We start from the raw sequence: 15,290 nt of genomic DNA on the forward strand, positions 1-15,290 counted from the left end.
GTGTTCTGTATAGCAGAAAAATTTTGACAAATCGGTGCGTTCTGCACAACACATGGCACGATGTGCACGGCGCTCGACCGGGCGCCACCCGGCCGGTACCGGCCCATCCCGCCGCCTCCCGGCGGAACCCCGCACAGGAGCCAGGAGTCTTCATGCCGCGACGTTCCAGCGATTCACCGAACCCCTCGATCGAGGACGACGTCCTCATCGTCGGCGCCGGCATCGCCGGTCTGGTGCTCGCGCTCGAACTGCACGACGCCGGAATCGGCTGCCGCGTCTACGAAGCCGTGCCCGAGATCGGCCCGGTCGGCGTGGGCATCAACCTGCTGCCGCACGCCTCGCGCATCCTGCACCGGCTCGGACTCGGCGACGCGCTGGGCGAAGTCGGCATCGTCACCCGGGAATCGGTGTTCTTCAACCGCTTCGGCCAGCTCATCTACCGCGAGCCGTCCGGCAGGCACGCCGGCTACGAGCACCCGCAGTACTCGATCCACCGCGGCGACCTGCACACCGTCCTGCTCACCGCCGTGCGGGACCGGCTCGGCGCGGACGCGGTGGTGCTCGGCCACCGGTGCACCGGGGTCGAGCAGGACGACGACGGCGTGACGGTCCGCTTCCGCTCCCCCGCCGACACCGAACTGCCCGCCGTACGGGCCCGCGTGGTGATCGGCTGCGACGGGATCCACTCGGCGCTGCGCCGGCAGTTGCACCCCGGCGAGGGCGAACCGCGCTACTCCGGGATCAACATGTGGCGCGGCGTCACCCGGGGCAGGCCCTTCCTGTCCGGCGCCAGCATGGTGCGGGCCGGCTGGATCGACCGCGGCAAGCTCGTCGCCTACCCGATCAGGAACCTCGAAGGCGGCGACCAGCTCCTCAACTGGGTCGTCGAGATCAAGACCCCGCGCCACCTCCAGCGGGACTGGAACCGGCGCGGCCGGCTGGAGGACTTCATCGGGGCGTTCGAGGACTGGCACTTCGACTGGCTGGACGTGCCGGCGATGATGCGCGGCTCGGACACCGTGCTGGAGTACCCGATGGTGGACCAGGACCCGCTGGACCGGTGGAGCTTCGGCCGGGTCACGCTACTCGGCGACGCCGCCCACCCGATGGTCCCGCGCGGCTCCAACGGCGCCGGCCAGGCGATCCTCGACGCCCGCGCCCTGCGCCGCCACCTGACCGAGACCCCCGACCCGGCGACCGCACTCCGCGCCTACGAGGCGGAACGGCTGCCCGCCACCGCCCAGGTCGTCCTGGCCAACCGGAGCATGCCGCCGGACGTGATCATCCGCGAGGTGTGGCAGCGCACCGGCGACCAGCCCTTCACCTCGATCGACGACGTCATCAAGGTCGAGGAACTGGCCCAGATCTCCCAACGCTACAAAGAGGTCGCCGGCTACTCCCCCGAAGCCCTCCGCACCCCCGACCACTAGCCCCACCCCACCAGCTCATCCCCCCGCAACCCACACCACAGGCAGGCAAAGCCCCCCCAACACGGCAACCGGCGCGCGATGCAGCTCGTCGTCACCCGAGAGGGGTACTCCGGAGACGGGTGGCGCCGGCTCGGCATGGGACGGCTCGGCCTGCGAACCTGGCCGCTCACGATGGCCACCACCGCCGGCGTCTGCCTGATCGCCACCATGGCGGCCGTCGCGCTCGGCTTCGGCCGGTTCACCGCGCCGCAGGGTGACTGGGTGCAGTCCGTGACCGCTCGGCCGATGCGGCAGCCCCAGGCAGGCCACCATCCCGATCAGGGCCGATCAACGTGAAAAGGGATCGAAGGGCGGCCGGCCACCGGCCTTCGATCCCGAGGTGTACAGGCGACGCCACGCCGTGGAATGCGGCATCGGCCGGCTCAACCGCCACCGGACGTCGCGGCCCGCTTTCGACAAGCTCGCCGTGCGCTACGAGGCCACCGCCAACATCGCCACGATCAACGAGTGGCTCTGACCTGGTTCGCGGAACACAGCCTAGTCGACGTAGATGTTGGGGGCGGGAACGTTGTGCTGAAGCTCGCGGGTGTTGGTCTCATCCTCGGGCCACAGCGACCGGAAACCCTCGATCCCTGACCGGCTGGCCTTGGCGTGGTCCTCGAAGACCACCCAGTTCACCGGCTGGAAGTAGTTGCCCTCCGCGTCGGGCGTGGTGAGGGAGCCGGTGTACCGGTAGGTGGTACGGCTCTCGGGCAGCAGGTCTTTGAGGCGGATGTCGGAGACCTCCTTCGTCTCCCCCAGTTCCGGCGGCGACTTCAGCAGGCGGTCGTGCTCGGACCGGGTGCTGGTGCGCGCGGCGTCCAGCATGACCGACAGCACCACGTAACCGGGCCCGCCCGTCGCCTTCTCGTGCACGAAGTGCGCCTCGATCGGCGCGAACGGCTGGCCGGCGAACTTGTGCTCTGCATGCCCGTGGAAGTGAACATTGCTCAGGTTGTACCGCGCACCGCCGTACGTGATGTACGGCTGCGTGCCGTCGTCGCCGATGATGAAGCGGACGTCATCGTGCTCGCTCGGCTCGCCGCCGAGCGGCGCCTTGTCCTGGAAGAGGATCTCGCCGTCCACCGTGCTCGGGTAGTGGAAGACGACGGCAGGAACGGCGGCGTGGCACGCCTTGGCGCGGTTGATCTCAATCGGACTCTGAACTGCCTGGTCGGTCCCGTTGCCCGGGCACTGGGTGCCGTGCGCCTGAGCGGAGACGGGGAGTGCCGTCAGGACGAGCGAGGCGGCTGCTGCCGCCGTCGTCCAGGCAAGACGACGAAACATTCGGGAGGCCCTCCGTGTTCGGCCGCCTCCGGACGCAGCACAAAGCGGCTGCGGACCCTTTGCCCACATCCGGGGGGCTATGTGGCATTAGCACGGTAAGTAGATCACGGGCAAATCGCACCCCTGTTTCCGGGTCGCCAATCTGCCGGAAAACGTCCCGTGGGAGTGATTTGCCCCCCGATCCGCCCATTCCGCCCACTGGAAGGCGGGCCGGATGCGACCCTCCGACGGCGGCCGATAATCTGAACTGGTCGTTCAGTTCAGATAGGAGTGATCATGTCGACCTCCACCAAGATCGCCGAAGCCTCCGGCAGCTTCGCCATCGGCGGGGACCTGCCCGTCGTGCGCCTGGGCTTCGGCGCCATGCGAATCACCGGCGCAGGCGTCTGGGGAGACCCCGCCGACCCGGACGAGGCCGTGCGCGTACTGCGCCGCGCGGTCGAGCTGGGCGTCACCCTCATCGACACGGCCGACGCGTACGGCCCGTTCGTCGCCGACCTGCTGATCAAGAAGGCGCTGCACCCGTACCCGGACGATCTCGTGATCGCCACCAAGGCGGGGTTCACCCGTCAGGGCCCCGGCCAGTGGACTCCCGTCGGCCGCCCCGAATACCTCCGCCAGCAGGTCGAGCTCAGCCTGCGGCACCTCGGCCTGGACCGCATCGACCTGCTCCAGTTGCACCGGATCGACCCCGACGTGCCGCTCGACGACCAGATCGGCGAGCTCAAGTCGCTCCAGGACGAGGGCAAGATCCGGCACATCGGCCTGTCCGAGGTGTCCGTCGAAGAACTCCAGGCCGCCGAGCGCATCGCGCCCATCGTGTCGGTGCAGAACCTCTACAACCTGGTCAACCGCAGCGCCGAGCGCCTCCTCGACCACTCCGAGAAGAACGGCATCGCCTTCATCCCGTACTTCCCGCTGGCCACCGGTACCCTGGCCAAGGAGGACGGCCCGCTCGCCGAGATCGCCCGCGGCCGTGGCGTGACCCCGTCCCAGCTCGCCCTGGCATGGCTGCTCCGTCGCTCGCCCGTCATGCTGCCCATCCCGGGCACGTCGCGGGTCGCGCACCTGGAGGAGAACACCGCCGCGGCCGGCATCGACCTCACCGACGAGGAGTTCGAGCAGATCGCCGCCCAGGGCCGCTGACCAAACCCGAAGGGGAGAGCCGAGTCCCGTGCCGAACACCACCCCGGGTACGTCACCCCCCACCCCCGACCACCCCCACGCTCTCCCCACCCCCACTCCGCCGGGCCCCGACGCCCCTTCCTCCGAGGCGGGCAACCGTACTTCCACGGAGGCAGACGCCCCCACCTCGGCAGGGGTAAGTGGGCCTGTTTCTGAGGTGGGCGAGGTGGGTGTGGTGGCTTCGGCTGGTGAGGCGGGCGAGGGGATCCTCGTCTGTCCCGTCGGGACGCGGAGCCGGCGGGTGCACGAGGCGGCACTGCGCGCCACACGGGAACTGCTGCTGGAGGGCGGCCTGCCCGCCGTCACCGTGGACACGATCTCCGAGCGCTCCGGGGTCAGCAAGGCCACCATCTACAAACACTGGCCGTCGAAGACCGCCGTCGCCGCCGAGGCGTTCGGCCGGCACATGGCCGAGGTCGTCGAGCCACCCGACACCGGTACGGCACGCGGCGACCTCACCGAACAGGTCCGCCGGGTCAGCTCCTTCTACGCCAGCTTCGACGGCGCCGTGTTCGCCCAACTCCTGGCCGCCTGCGTCACCGATCCCGAGGCGGCGCCGTACTTCCGCATCTACTTCCTGCACGGCCGCCGGGAGGCGATCCGCCGGCTGTGGGAGCGGGCCGTACGGCGAGGCGAGACGGACCCGGGCATCGACGTGGAAACCGCCATCGACCTCCTCTTCGGCCCTCTCGTCTTCCGCCTCCTCACCGGCCACCGCGAACTCACCCCCACCCAAGCCGACAACCTCGCCCACGCCGCCCTCAACGGCCTACTCCGCAACAAGTGATCCGCCAGCCACCCACAACAAGTGATCCACCAACCATCCGGAAGCCACCTCCGTAAGCCATCCGAAAGCCACCTCCGCAGCCCGCCCGGCTCTGGTGCCCTGGCCACCTCCTCCGAGGCGCCGCGACGGCGAGAAGTGCCGCGGACGTACCCGGCGCCTGTGAACGGAGCGGCACCGATCGCTCTCCGGAGAGGGGCGAGCGGTACGCGGGTCCGCCGTTCGTTGGGAAGGCGGGCAGGTGAGAGGTGAGGTCGAGGGTCGCCGCTCAGATCACCTCGCCGCCGCGTCTGCGAATCGTGGCGGCCGAACCGGACAGCGCCACTCGCCGCACCCGGCGTCACGGCCCTTGAGCAGCACGTCGCAGCACCCGTGGTCCGCGTAGGCCCACACCTTGGCCCAGGGCTCACCCCAGAGCACCAGCACGTACGTCATGGTCACCCCCCGCCTGTCAGGTTCACCCCTATGACGCGCTGATGACGGCCGAATCGACGATCCTCGGGGAAATTCTCATCTGGCCCACGAGCCGATACCAGTGATCACTCTGAGCTACAAGACGACTACGGAGTGACAAAAGTAAGGCTCGACACGCCGAAGCGACGCTGCGTTTACTTTGCGTGACAGGTTGTCAACTTCAGTGTCAGGAGACGCCATGCGCATCAGGACTCTCGCCGCCGTCGCGACCGCCGTCATCGCCGCCGGAGGGATCGGGCTGACGGTGACGGCCGCCCAGGCCGAGGAGGCGGCGCCCACCGCGGCCCAGGTCCAGGCCGTGCCCGGCTACCAGGTGGTGCGGCTCCCCAACGCCAACGTGCCGAACTTCCAGCGTCGTTATGCCTACTGCCCGGCGGGCAAGGTGGCCATCGGCGGTGGCGCGGAGGCGCGCGGCAACGAGGCGATCCTCGTGGGTTCGTTCCCGACCGACGGCAACAACGGCTGGATCGGTCTCGGCCGCCAGCCGGGCCACAACGACGTGGGCATCAGCGTGTTCGTGATCTGCGCCGACGCCTGACCCGGTACCCCCGGCGCACGGGAGCACCCCGTGCGCCGGGGCACGTCCGGCTCGGCGGAGACTTTCGCCGGACGTCCCTGGATGACCGCCTTCCCTGCGCTGAGAATGATCGTGAACTCGCACCACGACTCGCAGGAGGAGCCATGACGACCCATTGGACGCTGCTGGACTACGGAGAGGTCATCTCGCTGCCGCAGCAGGCCGGTGACATCGCCGCGATGGCGGCCCTCGCCGGCCAGGACGACGAGACGTTCCGCGACCGGTACTGGCGTCACCGCCTGCCGTACGACCGCGGGCAGGCCGACCACCTCTACTGGGGCGAGGTGCTGGGGCGGGCGCTCGCGCCCGATGATCCGCTGGTCGGCGAGCTGGTGACGGCGGATGTCGCGAGCTGGTCGCGGATCGACCCGGCGGCGCTGCGGACGATCGAGGAGCACGTGGCCCGGGGCGACCGGCTGGCCCTGTTGTCGAACGCGCCGGAGCCGCTGGCGGCGGCGGTCGACCGGGCCTCCTGGGCGGCGGCGTTCAGCCACCGTTTCTACAGTTGCCGGCTGTCCCTCACGAAGCCGGACCCGGCCATCTACGAGACGGTCCTGCGACTGCTCCAGGCCGAGCCCGCGAACGTCGTCTTCCACGACGACCGCGCCGAGAACGTCGAGGCGGCCCGGGCGCTCGGCATCAACGCGGTTCTCCACCGGGCACGCTAAAAGACTCCCCCGCTAGCACAGGCAATACGACTTCGGCAGTGGTATTTGCTGAAGGCGTAATGCGCTTAAAGCGTAATAAGCCGTGAGAGTAATTTGCCGTCAGCGAAAGGACGGACTTATTCGGGGGCCCCGTGGTTAATGTCCAGAGAAGGACGGCGTCCACCACGCGTCCGGAAGCTCATTGACGAAGGGGAGTCGCAGCAATGACCAATCCGTGGGACACCTCGGGCCGGCGGCCCCTCGACCACGTGGCCCCCATCCGCGCGCGGACGACGGACGCACCCCACCTCACCGGCCTGGACCAGCTCTACAACCGCCTCCGCCAGCAGCGCATCATCTTCCTCGGCCAGGAGGTCGACGACGAGATCGCCAACCGCATCTGCTCCGAGTTGCTGCTGCTGAGCGCCGAGGACCGCGAGCGCGACATCTTTCTCTACATCAACTCGCCGGGCGGTTCCGTGAGTGCCGGAATGGCCATCTACGACATGATGGAATACGTGCCCAATGACGTCGCCACGGTCGGCATCGGGCTCGCGGCCTCCATGGGGCAAATCCTGCTGACCTGCGGCACGCCGGGAAAGCGATATGCCCTTCCGCATTCGCGGATCATGATGCACCAGCCGAGCGGCGGCATCGGCGGCTCCGCGACCGACATCGCGATCCAGGCCGAGCAGATGCTCTACGTCAAGCAGACCAGCGCCGAGCTCATCGCCCGGCACAGCGGGCAGAGCGTGGAGCAGATCAAGGCCGACTTCGAGCGGGACCGCTGGTTCGTGGCCGAGGAGGCCAAGGAGTACGGCCTGATCGACCAGGTCGTGCGCAGCGCCGACCGGGTCGTGGCCGGCGGAGCGGTCTCTTGACCGGCCCCGGGCCGCAGGCCCGCTACGTGCTGCCCTCGTTCGTCGAGCGCACGACGTACGGCGTGAAGGAGACGAGCCCGTACAACAAGCTGTTCGAGGACCGGATCATCTTCCTCGGCGTGGAGATCGACGACACCTCGGCCAACGACGTCATGGCGCAGTTGCTCACCCTGGAGTCGATGGACCCCGACCGGGACATCCATCTCTACATCAACTCGCCGGGCGGGTCGTTCACCTCGATGGCCGCCATCTACGACACGATGCAGTTCATCAAGCCGGAGGTGCAGACGGTCTGCCTGGGCCAGGCGGCCTCGGCGGCGGCGGTGCTCCTCGCCGCCGGCGCGCCCGGCAAGCGGGCGGCGCTGCCGAACGCGCGGGTCCTCATCCACCAGCCGTGGACGCAGGGCGGTCGCGGCCAGTCCAGCGACCTGGAGATCCAGGCCAACGAGATCCTCCGGCTGCGCGATCTGCAGGAGGAGCTCATCTCCCGGCACACCGGCCATCCGACCGCCAAGGTCCGCAAGGACATGGAGCGCGACAAGATCCTCACCGCCGAGGAGGCCAAGGAGTACGGCCTCATCGACGACGTCTACACCGGCCGCAAGCGCATCCCGTCCCTGGTACGAAGCTGACGCCCGACCTCCACCGGCCCACCAGCCCGCTGGTGGGCCGTCCCCTCTCATAGAGCGGTCAGGCCCTCCTAAGCGCGGCGTCAACACGCCGAGACTGTCAGTGGCGCCCTCTACGATGAGCGACCACATGGAGGGATGCCTGATGCTGGACGCATTGACAGTGCCGCTGCTGGTCACCACCGATCTGCCTCCAGGCGCCGACCTGGCCGAGTTCGGCGAGTTGCTCGCCGGCGCGGTGCGCACGCTGCGACCGCAGGACAGCTCCTATCCCGGCTGCCTGTACGGCAGGACGTTCTGGCTGGACCGGCCGTCGGCCGTGCCGGGCGGCGACGGCGCCCCGCGCCCGGTGACCGAGGATCTGCGGTTCGCCGCGATGCTCGGTTTCCTGTCCACCGCCGAGTCCCAGCGGTCGGCGAAGGAGATGGTCTCCGACGCGAGATCGGTGATCACCGACGCGGTGACCGGGCGTTACGGTGACCTGGCGAGCCCGCCCGCGGTGATGGCCATCAGGAGCGAGGACGTCCGCGAGCGGGCGCCGAAGACCGCCGTCGTCACCATCACCACCGGCACCCTCCCCGAGCTGGCCGCGATCTCGCGCTCCTACCTCTGACCCCGGCGGGCGCCGACTACGGCCGAGGCACCGACCTGCGGCGGGCCGGACAACCGGCCGCCGCCGCCAGGGGAGCCGGTCGAGGGCCGAACTCGGAGGGCCCCAGAGGGCCGAACTCAGAGGGCCGAACTCGATGGTTGACAAGCGCATGGAGACGGCGTGCCCGGGGTATCGGAGAATCGGAATGCGCACCGGCCTCCGACGGCGGAAGCGTGGCACGGCGCCCCTCGGAGCGGTTGCGAAATGAGGCCCGCGCACACCGCCAATGCGCCCCGGTGAGGCCCGGGCGGCCCGCCACCGTGCCATGATCATGCAACCTTCGTGCAACATTCGGCCCCCACAAACCCCGCTGATAAACGCTCCACCCCCGAGCCGACCCGAATGCACGTGCATCTGCAATCGCATACTCACGACCCATACCGATACGGAATAGATCACCATTCGCGGGCGGGAAACGGCAGCTCAACGCCCTGCTGAACGTTTTCTTCCACTACCTGGAACGCCAGGTGTACACCCGCCGGGCACCCGGGGACCCGGCGCCTCCCCAGGGGCCTCCGGGCACGAATCCGCAGCACAACCGCCCTTTGGCATGATCAACAGGGCGCGGGTTTCGGATAGGCCCTATCACTCCCTAGGTGTTATTCCAAACCTCTCATGCTAAAGCGGTAATTGCCTCACTTTTTTATCTTCCCACCCGATCACCCTCGGTCTAATATCAGGGTTTGTGTCTCGGCATAGGTCAGTTATCCCGTCCCGTCGGGCCGGTGATTCCCTTGACCATGCCCTCACTCGGATGCCGTCGAGGCGGCGCCGATCCACAGTTCAGCCCGCTTTGCACCGGGAACCCGAGCCATTCGAGCCGCACGGCATTCGGTTCGGCCCGCCACCGGCGATTGTCCAGATGGCCGGGTCCACGGACCAGCGGCGGCGCCTCGGCCTGTATCCCACCTGCTGGTTCGACCGAGCGTGTCCGCGTGATGGGGGAAGTGGACCGAACTCTTGGAGAGCGAAGGCGTCTGACGCCCCGCTGGAAGAGGAGGCACGTTCAACATGACATCGTCACGGAGGTTTTCCCGCACGACGGTGATCACGACCAGTCTGGCGATCGGCGTCTTCGGCGCGGGCGCCGGGCTGGGAGTTCTCCTGACCTCCCCGTCGCCATCCGGCGAGCAGTCGATACGCCTGGCGGCCGGCACGTACCGGCTGGACGAGCAGGCCGAGCTGTGGACGTTCGCCCCGACCGACGGGCCGGAGGCACCCGAGGCGCCGCGCACGGACGAGAACCGCGAACAAGGCGACGACGGCCGATTACGCATCTGCCTGACCACCACGCCCGAGGGCAGGGTGATCGAGTCCACGGGCAGGGACTGCACGCCGCTGCCGGTGCCGGACGGGAACTCCCGCGACGGCCTGCGCCCGGTCGATCCGGACCGCGACGGTAACAGCCAGGACGACCGCGACGGCGGCGGCCAGGACGACCAGGGCCGCAACGATGGCGGCCAGGACGAGCAGGGCCGCGACGGGAGCCCCCCGCGCGACGACCCGGGCTCGCCGCCCCCGCACCCGCTTCCCTCCCCGGTGGACACGCCCCCCGCCGGCGCGCCGCAGGATCCCGCGCCCCCGACGCCGGAGCGCTCGTTCGCGGACGTCTCACCCGCTCCGCCGGGATGCCTGCGCGCTCCGAACGGCGTCCCGCTGGTGCCCGCCGTACGGCCGGGCGAGGGCGGGCGCGGCGGCGACCGGCAGCTCGGCGCCGGCTGCCCCACCGCGCTCCCGACCGGCTCCCAGGCCCCCACGGCGACCGCGTCCCTCTACACCACCCCGCCGCCCGGCCGGCGCGACCGGCCGACGAACGCCCCGCAGCCGTCCGAGCGGGTACGGCCCGGCGACCCGTGGTCCACGCCGCGGATCCGGCCCACCGACGCGCCGCAGCCCACGCCGAGCGGGCGGGACGACTCGCCGCGCCGGACCCGCCCGACGCAGACCCCGCTGCCCAGCACGAGCAACCGGGAGCTCCTGCCGCCCCGCACGCCGACGGCGTCCCGGGCGCCGCTGCCGAGCGCCTCCCCGCCGCCGATCTCCCAGGCGCCGCTCCCCAGCGTGTCCCCGCCGCCGAACCCGTCACAGAACCCGCCGCCGAACCCGTCACAGAATCCGCCGCCGAACCCGTCACAGTCCCCGGTGGCCCCCAGCCCGACGCGCACCCAGAACCAGTTGCCGGTCTTCCAGGACCCCGAACTGCTCCGCCGGGCCTACGAAGCCCTCGGCCTGAACGGGAACCAGCGGTACACCGACGCCAACGGCGTGTGGGACCTCAACATCGCCCCGCCCGGCACCCCCACCTGCCGCGACTACACCGAGGCCCAGTTGCGGGACCTCCGGTCCAGTGACAGCGACAGCCCGCTGCCCACCGGCGTGATCCCGCGCGACTCGTGCATGTGGCCCGCCTTCATCCGCTGGCTGCTGGCGGACCCGGCCCCCGGCGAGGTGAGCAACTGGACGAAGTTCACCGGCCTACCGGAAAGGAACCTGGACATCGAGGTGCGGAACCCGTCCACCCCCGTGCCCGTCCAGCCCAGCCGGGTCACCGTCCAACCCGGCGCCGGCCAGATCGAGCCGGATCCCTTCGAGGTCACCGAGCAATGAGCACGCCCACCGGAGCCGAGAACACGGTTCTCGGCCCCGGGCCGGGCGCGGCCTGGGTGGACGAGCACGCGGCGCATCTGGTGGACTACGCCGGCTATCACCTCGAACCCGCCCAGGCCGTGACCGCGGTCGGCTCCGCCCTGTCCGCGTGCCTGCGCGAGACCGGCGACGACGACGTCCCGGTACGGGCCAGGCTGCTCGCCGTACTGCGGCGCGACTGCCTGGCGCGCCCCGGGCAGGGCCGCGAGTACGAGCCGAGCGGCGGCCCCGGGATGCCGGACAGCAGGCTGATCGAGCAGGCGTGGACGCTCGCCGACCCGCTCGGCACCGAGACGCTGCGGCTGATGTACCGGCACGCGCTGGCCACCGAGGACCTCGCCCACGTGCTCGGGATGCCCGCCGAAGAGGTCGGCAGGCTCGCCAACCGCACCCAGGACCTGATCGAGACGCTGGTCAGCGGCCTGGACGCGCTCGCCCACGACCGGCACGCCTGCGCGGAGCTGGCCCCGCTGGTGGACGCGCTCTTCTCCGAGGAGCGGGGGCCGCGCTCGCCCGCCGACTTCAGCCGGGCCCGCATGACGCTGCTCAGCCACATGATGCAGTGCCAGGTGTGCACGCGGCCGATCAGCATCCGCTACACCGTGCCGCAGCTCATCTGCCACCCGCCGGTCAAGCCGCTGACCCCGGAGGTCAGGCAGCGGCTGCTCGCCGCGCTCCCCCCGCCGGAGCCGCCCGAGCGCCCGGCCCGCGCCGAGCCCCGGCAGCCGGAACAGCCGGTGCGCCCGGCGAGCCCGCCCCCCTCCCCGCACAGGCAGCCACCGGCGCCGCCGCCGCCCACGACGGCGGGCCCCGAGGAGATCACCCTGCCGAACATCGAGGCCGGGCTGCCCACCCGGCCGCGCAGGCACGGCCACGACACCCCGCTCTATGACGCGCTGCGGTCCCAGGCGTGGGCCCGCGAGGTCCTGTCCAAGGCGGAACGCACCGAGGACACCACGGTACCGATCAAGAAACCCGCCCCCGAGCAGCGGAACCAGCCGCCGCCGCTCTTCGAGCAGCCCCCGGTCTTCCGGCAGCCTCAGGCGCCCCCCCGGGTGCCCGGCCCTGCTTCCCACCCGGCCCCCAACCCCGGCCCCGGCCCCGGCGAGCCGGGTTTCGCGCTGTCCGCGCCCACCCCGGCGGACGTCGCCGAGCCGCCGGTCATCCCCTCCTGGCCGGACAGCTCCTGGCCGGACCACGCGGACCCGCCGGACGAGGAACGTTCCGCGCTGCGCGAGCGGATCTCCGCCCGGCTCCGCACCACCACCCTGAAAACGCTGATCATCGCCATCGCGGGCACGGCGGGCATCTGGACGGGCATCCAGTTCCTCGGCCCCGGCGCCGAGGAGCCCCCGGCGAACACCCCGCGGCCCACCGCGGTCCAGTCTCCACCGACCACCGGCACGATCGACGGCGCGCTGACGATCCCCTCCAAGGTGTCCCTGGACGACTTCGGCTGGGGCAGCATGCCCCTCACCTTCACCGGGCCGCCGCTGGAATGGCGGATCACGGCGCCCGGCCTGGAGGCCACGCCGTCCAGCGGCACGTTGGAGGACGGTCAGACCCAGGTCGTCGTGCTGCGCGCGCTGCGGGTCCGCAACTGGTGCGGCGCACCGGCCGAGGTCACCGCTCCGCTGACGCTGCACGGCCCCCAAGGCTCGATCACCACGACGGTGCGCTGGAGCACCTGCTGACACCCCCGCCGCCTCGCGAAAGGACCCCGCGGACATGACCGAGACCTCCCCCCGGACCCATCCGACCTCGCCGGCGCAGCCGACGCAGCCGACGCCGACCCCGACCCCGACGCCCCCGACGTCTCCGCTGACGCCGCCCCCGACGTCTCCGCTGACGCCGCCGCTGACGTCGTCCATGCAGCCCGACCGCTACCCCGAGACGGTCCCGCTCACGGCCGAGCACCTGCTCACCAACCGCCGTCCCGAACCGGCCGGCGGGTGGCGGCGGCTCGTCTGGCGACTGTCCGGCGGCCGGATCATCCCGGGCGAGTCCTCGTCCGAACTGGAACGCCGCACGCTGATCGCCCAGGCGCAGATCCCGGTCGCCAGCGGCCACCACCGGATCGCCGTGATGAGCCTGAAGGGCGGGGTCGGCAAGACCACGACGACCGTCGCCCTCGGCAACACCCTGGCCTCCCTGCGCGGCGACCGGGTGATCGCGGTGGACGCCAACCCGGACCGGGGCACCCTCGGCCTGAAGGTCAAGTCGGAGACCGCCGCCACCATCCGCACGCTGCTGGCCGAGGCCGGGCACATCGCGCGGTACGCCGACGCCCGCGCCTTCACCTCCCAGTCGCCCGCCCGGCTGGAGGTGCTCGCCTCCGACACCGACCCCGCGGTGAGCGAGGCGTTCAACGCGGAGGACTACCGCACGGTCGCCAACCTCATCGAGCGCTACTACTCGATCTGCATCACCGACTGCGGCACCGGGCTGCTGCACGGCGCGATGGGCGCGACGCTGGAGATGGCCGACCAGATCGTGCTGGTCAGCCTGGTCGCCGTGGACGGCGCCAGCTCCGCCGCCGCCACCCTGGACTGGCTCACCGCGCACGGCCACACCAACCTGGTCAAGAACGCCATCGTCGTGCTCAACGCCGTGGAGCCCAAGACCGACGTGGACCTGAACCTGCTGGAGCAGCACTTCGCCTCCCGCTGCCGGGCCGTCATCCGGGTGCCGTTCGACCCGCACCTGCGGGAGGGCGCGGAGGTGGACCTGCTGCGGCTGCGCCCCGCGACCCGGGCCGCCTACCTGCGTCTCGCCGCCGCCGCCGGCCAGGCTTTCGGGGTTCGGCAGGACCGGGGCCGGTAGTGGGACAGATCATCGAAGACCCCGCGCTCGACTGGGGTCTCCGTTCGCCGCGGCGCATCGTCCACTGGGCGGCCGTGGCGATCGTGGGCGTGCTCGTCATAGGTCTCGGGGTGTGGCTGGCCGTACGGCAGGCGCCGGCCGCCACCCCGGCCCCGCCCGCGAACCCGGCCGTCTCCCTGGCCAAGCCCTCCGGCTACCACGGCGAGGCCGGTTATCCCATCGGGTTCCCGCGCACCGAGCTGGGCGCGGCCTCCGCCGCGACGGCGGCGCTGGAGGCCGCCTGGACGTTGGAGACCGCGGACGCCGAACAGGCCGCCGTGCTGTACGCGCCGCCCGAGCAGCAGGAGGCCGCCCGGGAGGGCGCCAACGCCGCCGTGCAGGAGTGGCGCGCGGCGCTCGGCCTGCCCGAGGAGGGCGACCTGCCCGAGGGCGCGGCCCTGCGCACGACTCCGGTCGGCGTCCAGTGGACCAAGCGCGCCGGGGACCAGGTGCTGGTGTCCGTACTGGTCCAGGTGGACGCCACGAAAGGTACGGCGAGCGACGAGCCCGCCTATTCGAGTCCTTACGCCATGAGCCTGTTGATGGCCTGGCGCACCGATATCCGCGACGGGTCCGCCGGGGACTGGGTCAACGTGCCCGACCCCTCGCCCGCCGCCATCCCCCCGGTGGCCACGCCGGGCACTCCCGAGTTCCGCGCAGCGGGCTGGAAGCCCATCGCAGGCCCTACGTCATAGTTCGAGGTGGAGGATCCATGACCCCCCGCAGCCCCTCCCGGCGCCAGAGTGTGATCTCCGGGCTTCTTCTCACCGGGATCTCGGCGTCAACCGGTCTGATCATCGGCTACCCGTGGGCCGCGGTCGCCGAACCCGGCCGGAGCGGCGAAGTGGCCCCGGCCCCTCCCCTCGACCCCCTGGCCGCCTCCGCCCCCGCCTCCCCGGACACCCCCCGGAACGACGGCCTCCCGGCGGACACCCCCGCGGACGACTCCGCGAACTCCCCCTCCGGCGACTCCCCGGACGATCCCCCCGGCGCCCCCGACGGTCCTTCCGCCCCCGACGGTGCCGCCGCCCCCGACGGCTCTCCGGACGGCGCCGCGAACAGCTCTCCGGACGGCGCCGCGAACAGCTCGGCGGACGCTCCCGCCGGCTCTTCGGACGCCCCCGTCGGCGGCCCTGCCAGGGACTCCGCTGCCCGCCCACCGGCCGACCCGCGCGACGGCTCCGCGGACTCCCCCAC

General features: G+C 71.1%; 16 protein-coding genes. 14 read left to right on the forward strand and 2 right to left on the reverse strand.

From position 1 onward, the window contains the following. Positions 1-152: 152 nt before the first annotated feature. The 3 genes from QSK26_RS30735 to QSK26_RS30745 all read left to right on the forward strand — a co-directional run bounded on the left by QSK26_RS30735 (position 153) and on the right by QSK26_RS30745 (position 1,947). Positions 153-1,430 (forward strand): flavin-dependent oxidoreductase, encoded by a 1,278-nt coding sequence (locus QSK26_RS30735; RefSeq protein ID WP_285778789.1) that lies wholly within the window; start codon positions 153-155, stop codon positions 1,428-1,430. A gap of 78 nt (positions 1,431-1,508) precedes the next feature. Next, on the forward strand, positions 1,509-1,766 hold the full coding sequence (locus QSK26_RS30740) for a hypothetical protein (RefSeq protein ID WP_285778790.1): 258 nt from the start codon (positions 1,509-1,511) through the stop codon (positions 1,764-1,766). A gap of 43 nt (positions 1,767-1,809) precedes the next feature. After that, positions 1,810-1,947, forward strand: coding sequence for a hypothetical protein (locus QSK26_RS30745; protein ID WP_285778791.1), 138 nt, complete (start codon positions 1,810-1,812; stop codon positions 1,945-1,947). Between the two features lie 20 nt (positions 1,948-1,967). Here the strand turns inward: QSK26_RS30745 and QSK26_RS30750 are convergent, their stop codons facing one another. Then, positions 1,968-2,756 carry a carbonic anhydrase family protein gene (locus tag QSK26_RS30750; RefSeq protein WP_285778792.1) on the reverse strand — a complete coding sequence of 263 codons (789 nt, stop codon included), beginning with the start codon at positions 2,754-2,756 and terminating at the stop codon, positions 1,968-1,970. 276 nt (positions 2,757-3,032) lie between these two features. Here QSK26_RS30750 and QSK26_RS30755 point away from each other — a divergent pair, with 276 nt between their 5' ends. Together QSK26_RS30755 and QSK26_RS30760 are read left to right on the forward strand one after the other, a co-directional pair. Beyond that, a complete protein-coding gene (locus QSK26_RS30755; RefSeq protein ID WP_285778793.1) occupies positions 3,033-3,902 on the forward strand; it encodes an aldo/keto reductase in 870 nt (289 codons plus the stop codon). Positions 3,903-4,116: 214 nt separating this feature from the next. Next, on the forward strand, positions 4,117-4,728 hold the full coding sequence (locus tag QSK26_RS30760; protein ID WP_285778794.1) for a TetR/AcrR family transcriptional regulator: 612 nt from the start codon (positions 4,117-4,119) through the stop codon (positions 4,726-4,728). A gap of 270 nt (positions 4,729-4,998) precedes the next feature. Here the strand turns inward: QSK26_RS30760 and QSK26_RS30765 are convergent, their stop codons facing one another. After that, positions 4,999-5,160 carry a hypothetical protein gene (locus tag QSK26_RS30765; RefSeq protein WP_285778795.1) on the reverse strand — a complete coding sequence of 54 codons (162 nt, stop codon included), beginning with the start codon at positions 5,158-5,160 and terminating at the stop codon, positions 4,999-5,001. Between the two features lie 217 nt (positions 5,161-5,377). Here QSK26_RS30765 and QSK26_RS30770 point away from each other — a divergent pair, with 217 nt between their 5' ends. The 9 genes from QSK26_RS30770 to QSK26_RS30810 all read left to right on the forward strand — a co-directional run bounded on the left by QSK26_RS30770 (position 5,378) and on the right by QSK26_RS30810 (position 14,788). Next, positions 5,378-5,737 (forward strand): hypothetical protein, encoded by a 360-nt coding sequence (locus QSK26_RS30770; RefSeq protein WP_285778796.1) that lies wholly within the window; start codon positions 5,378-5,380, stop codon positions 5,735-5,737. A gap of 143 nt (positions 5,738-5,880) precedes the next feature. Next, positions 5,881-6,444, forward strand: a complete 564-nt coding sequence (locus tag QSK26_RS30775) for an HAD-IA family hydrolase (RefSeq protein ID WP_285778797.1) — start codon at positions 5,881-5,883, stop codon at positions 6,442-6,444. Between the two features lie 203 nt (positions 6,445-6,647). Next, positions 6,648-7,304, forward strand: a complete 657-nt coding sequence (locus QSK26_RS30780) for a ClpP family protease (RefSeq protein ID WP_285778798.1) — start codon at positions 6,648-6,650, stop codon at positions 7,302-7,304. Further along, the gene (locus QSK26_RS30785; RefSeq protein WP_285778799.1) at positions 7,301-7,936 is read left to right on the forward strand and encodes an ATP-dependent Clp protease proteolytic subunit; all 636 of its coding nucleotides are present in this window, start codon (positions 7,301-7,303) and stop codon (positions 7,934-7,936) included. Before QSK26_RS30780 ends, QSK26_RS30785 begins: the two co-directional genes overlap by 4 nt. 142 nt (positions 7,937-8,078) lie before the next feature. Next, positions 8,079-8,546, forward strand: coding sequence for a hypothetical protein (locus tag QSK26_RS30790; protein WP_285778800.1), 468 nt, complete (start codon positions 8,079-8,081; stop codon positions 8,544-8,546). Positions 8,547-9,629: 1,083 nt separating this feature from the next. Continuing rightward, positions 9,630-11,192, forward strand: a complete 1,563-nt coding sequence (locus QSK26_RS30795; RefSeq protein WP_285778801.1) for a hypothetical protein — start codon at positions 9,630-9,632, stop codon at positions 11,190-11,192. After that, entirely contained in the window at positions 11,189-12,925 is a 1,737-nt protein-coding gene (locus QSK26_RS30800; RefSeq protein ID WP_285778802.1) for a hypothetical protein, read from the forward strand. The genes QSK26_RS30795 and QSK26_RS30800 overlap by 4 nt, the downstream gene beginning before the upstream one ends. A 34-nt stretch (positions 12,926-12,959) precedes the next feature. Continuing rightward, the gene (locus QSK26_RS30805; protein WP_285778803.1) at positions 12,960-14,054 is read left to right on the forward strand and encodes a MinD/ParA family ATP-binding protein; all 1,095 of its coding nucleotides are present in this window, start codon (positions 12,960-12,962) and stop codon (positions 14,052-14,054) included. Then, positions 14,054-14,788: a hypothetical protein gene (locus tag QSK26_RS30810; RefSeq protein WP_285778804.1), complete on the forward strand. Its 735-nt coding sequence runs from the start codon at positions 14,054-14,056 to the stop codon at positions 14,786-14,788. Before QSK26_RS30805 ends, QSK26_RS30810 begins: the two co-directional genes overlap by 1 nt. Positions 14,789-15,290 lie beyond the last annotated feature (502 nt).

The organism is Microtetraspora sp. NBRC 13810 (genome assembly GCF_030268685.1).
In the GTDB taxonomy this organism is placed as follows: Bacteria; Actinomycetota; Actinomycetes; order Streptosporangiales; family Streptosporangiaceae; genus BSRQ01.

Excerpts from the sequence above, each read along its gene's own strand:
- QSK26_RS30765 (WP_285778795.1), bottom strand. The coding sequence starts at position 5,160 with ATGACGTACGTGCTGGTGCTCTGGGGTGAGCCCTGGGCCAAGGTGTGG.
- QSK26_RS30800 (WP_285778802.1), top strand. The coding sequence starts at position 11,189 with ATGAGCACGCCCACCGGAGCCGAGAACACGGTTCTCGGCCCCGGGCCG.
- QSK26_RS30750 (WP_285778792.1), bottom strand. The coding sequence starts at position 2,756 with ATGTTTCGTCGTCTTGCCTGGACGACGGCGGCAGCAGCCGCCTCGCTC.
- QSK26_RS30740 (WP_285778790.1), top strand. The coding sequence starts at position 1,509 with ATGCAGCTCGTCGTCACCCGAGAGGGGTACTCCGGAGACGGGTGGCGC.
- QSK26_RS30755 (WP_285778793.1), top strand. The coding sequence starts at position 3,033 with ATGTCGACCTCCACCAAGATCGCCGAAGCCTCCGGCAGCTTCGCCATC.
- QSK26_RS30790 (WP_285778800.1), top strand. The coding sequence starts at position 8,079 with ATGCTGGACGCATTGACAGTGCCGCTGCTGGTCACCACCGATCTGCCT.
- QSK26_RS30805 (WP_285778803.1), top strand. The coding sequence starts at position 12,960 with ATGACCGAGACCTCCCCCCGGACCCATCCGACCTCGCCGGCGCAGCCG.
- QSK26_RS30780 (WP_285778798.1), top strand. The coding sequence starts at position 6,648 with ATGACCAATCCGTGGGACACCTCGGGCCGGCGGCCCCTCGACCACGTG.
- QSK26_RS30775 (WP_285778797.1), top strand. The coding sequence starts at position 5,881 with ATGACGACCCATTGGACGCTGCTGGACTACGGAGAGGTCATCTCGCTG.
- QSK26_RS30770 (WP_285778796.1), top strand. The coding sequence starts at position 5,378 with ATGCGCATCAGGACTCTCGCCGCCGTCGCGACCGCCGTCATCGCCGCC.
- QSK26_RS30735 (WP_285778789.1), top strand. The coding sequence starts at position 153 with ATGCCGCGACGTTCCAGCGATTCACCGAACCCCTCGATCGAGGACGAC.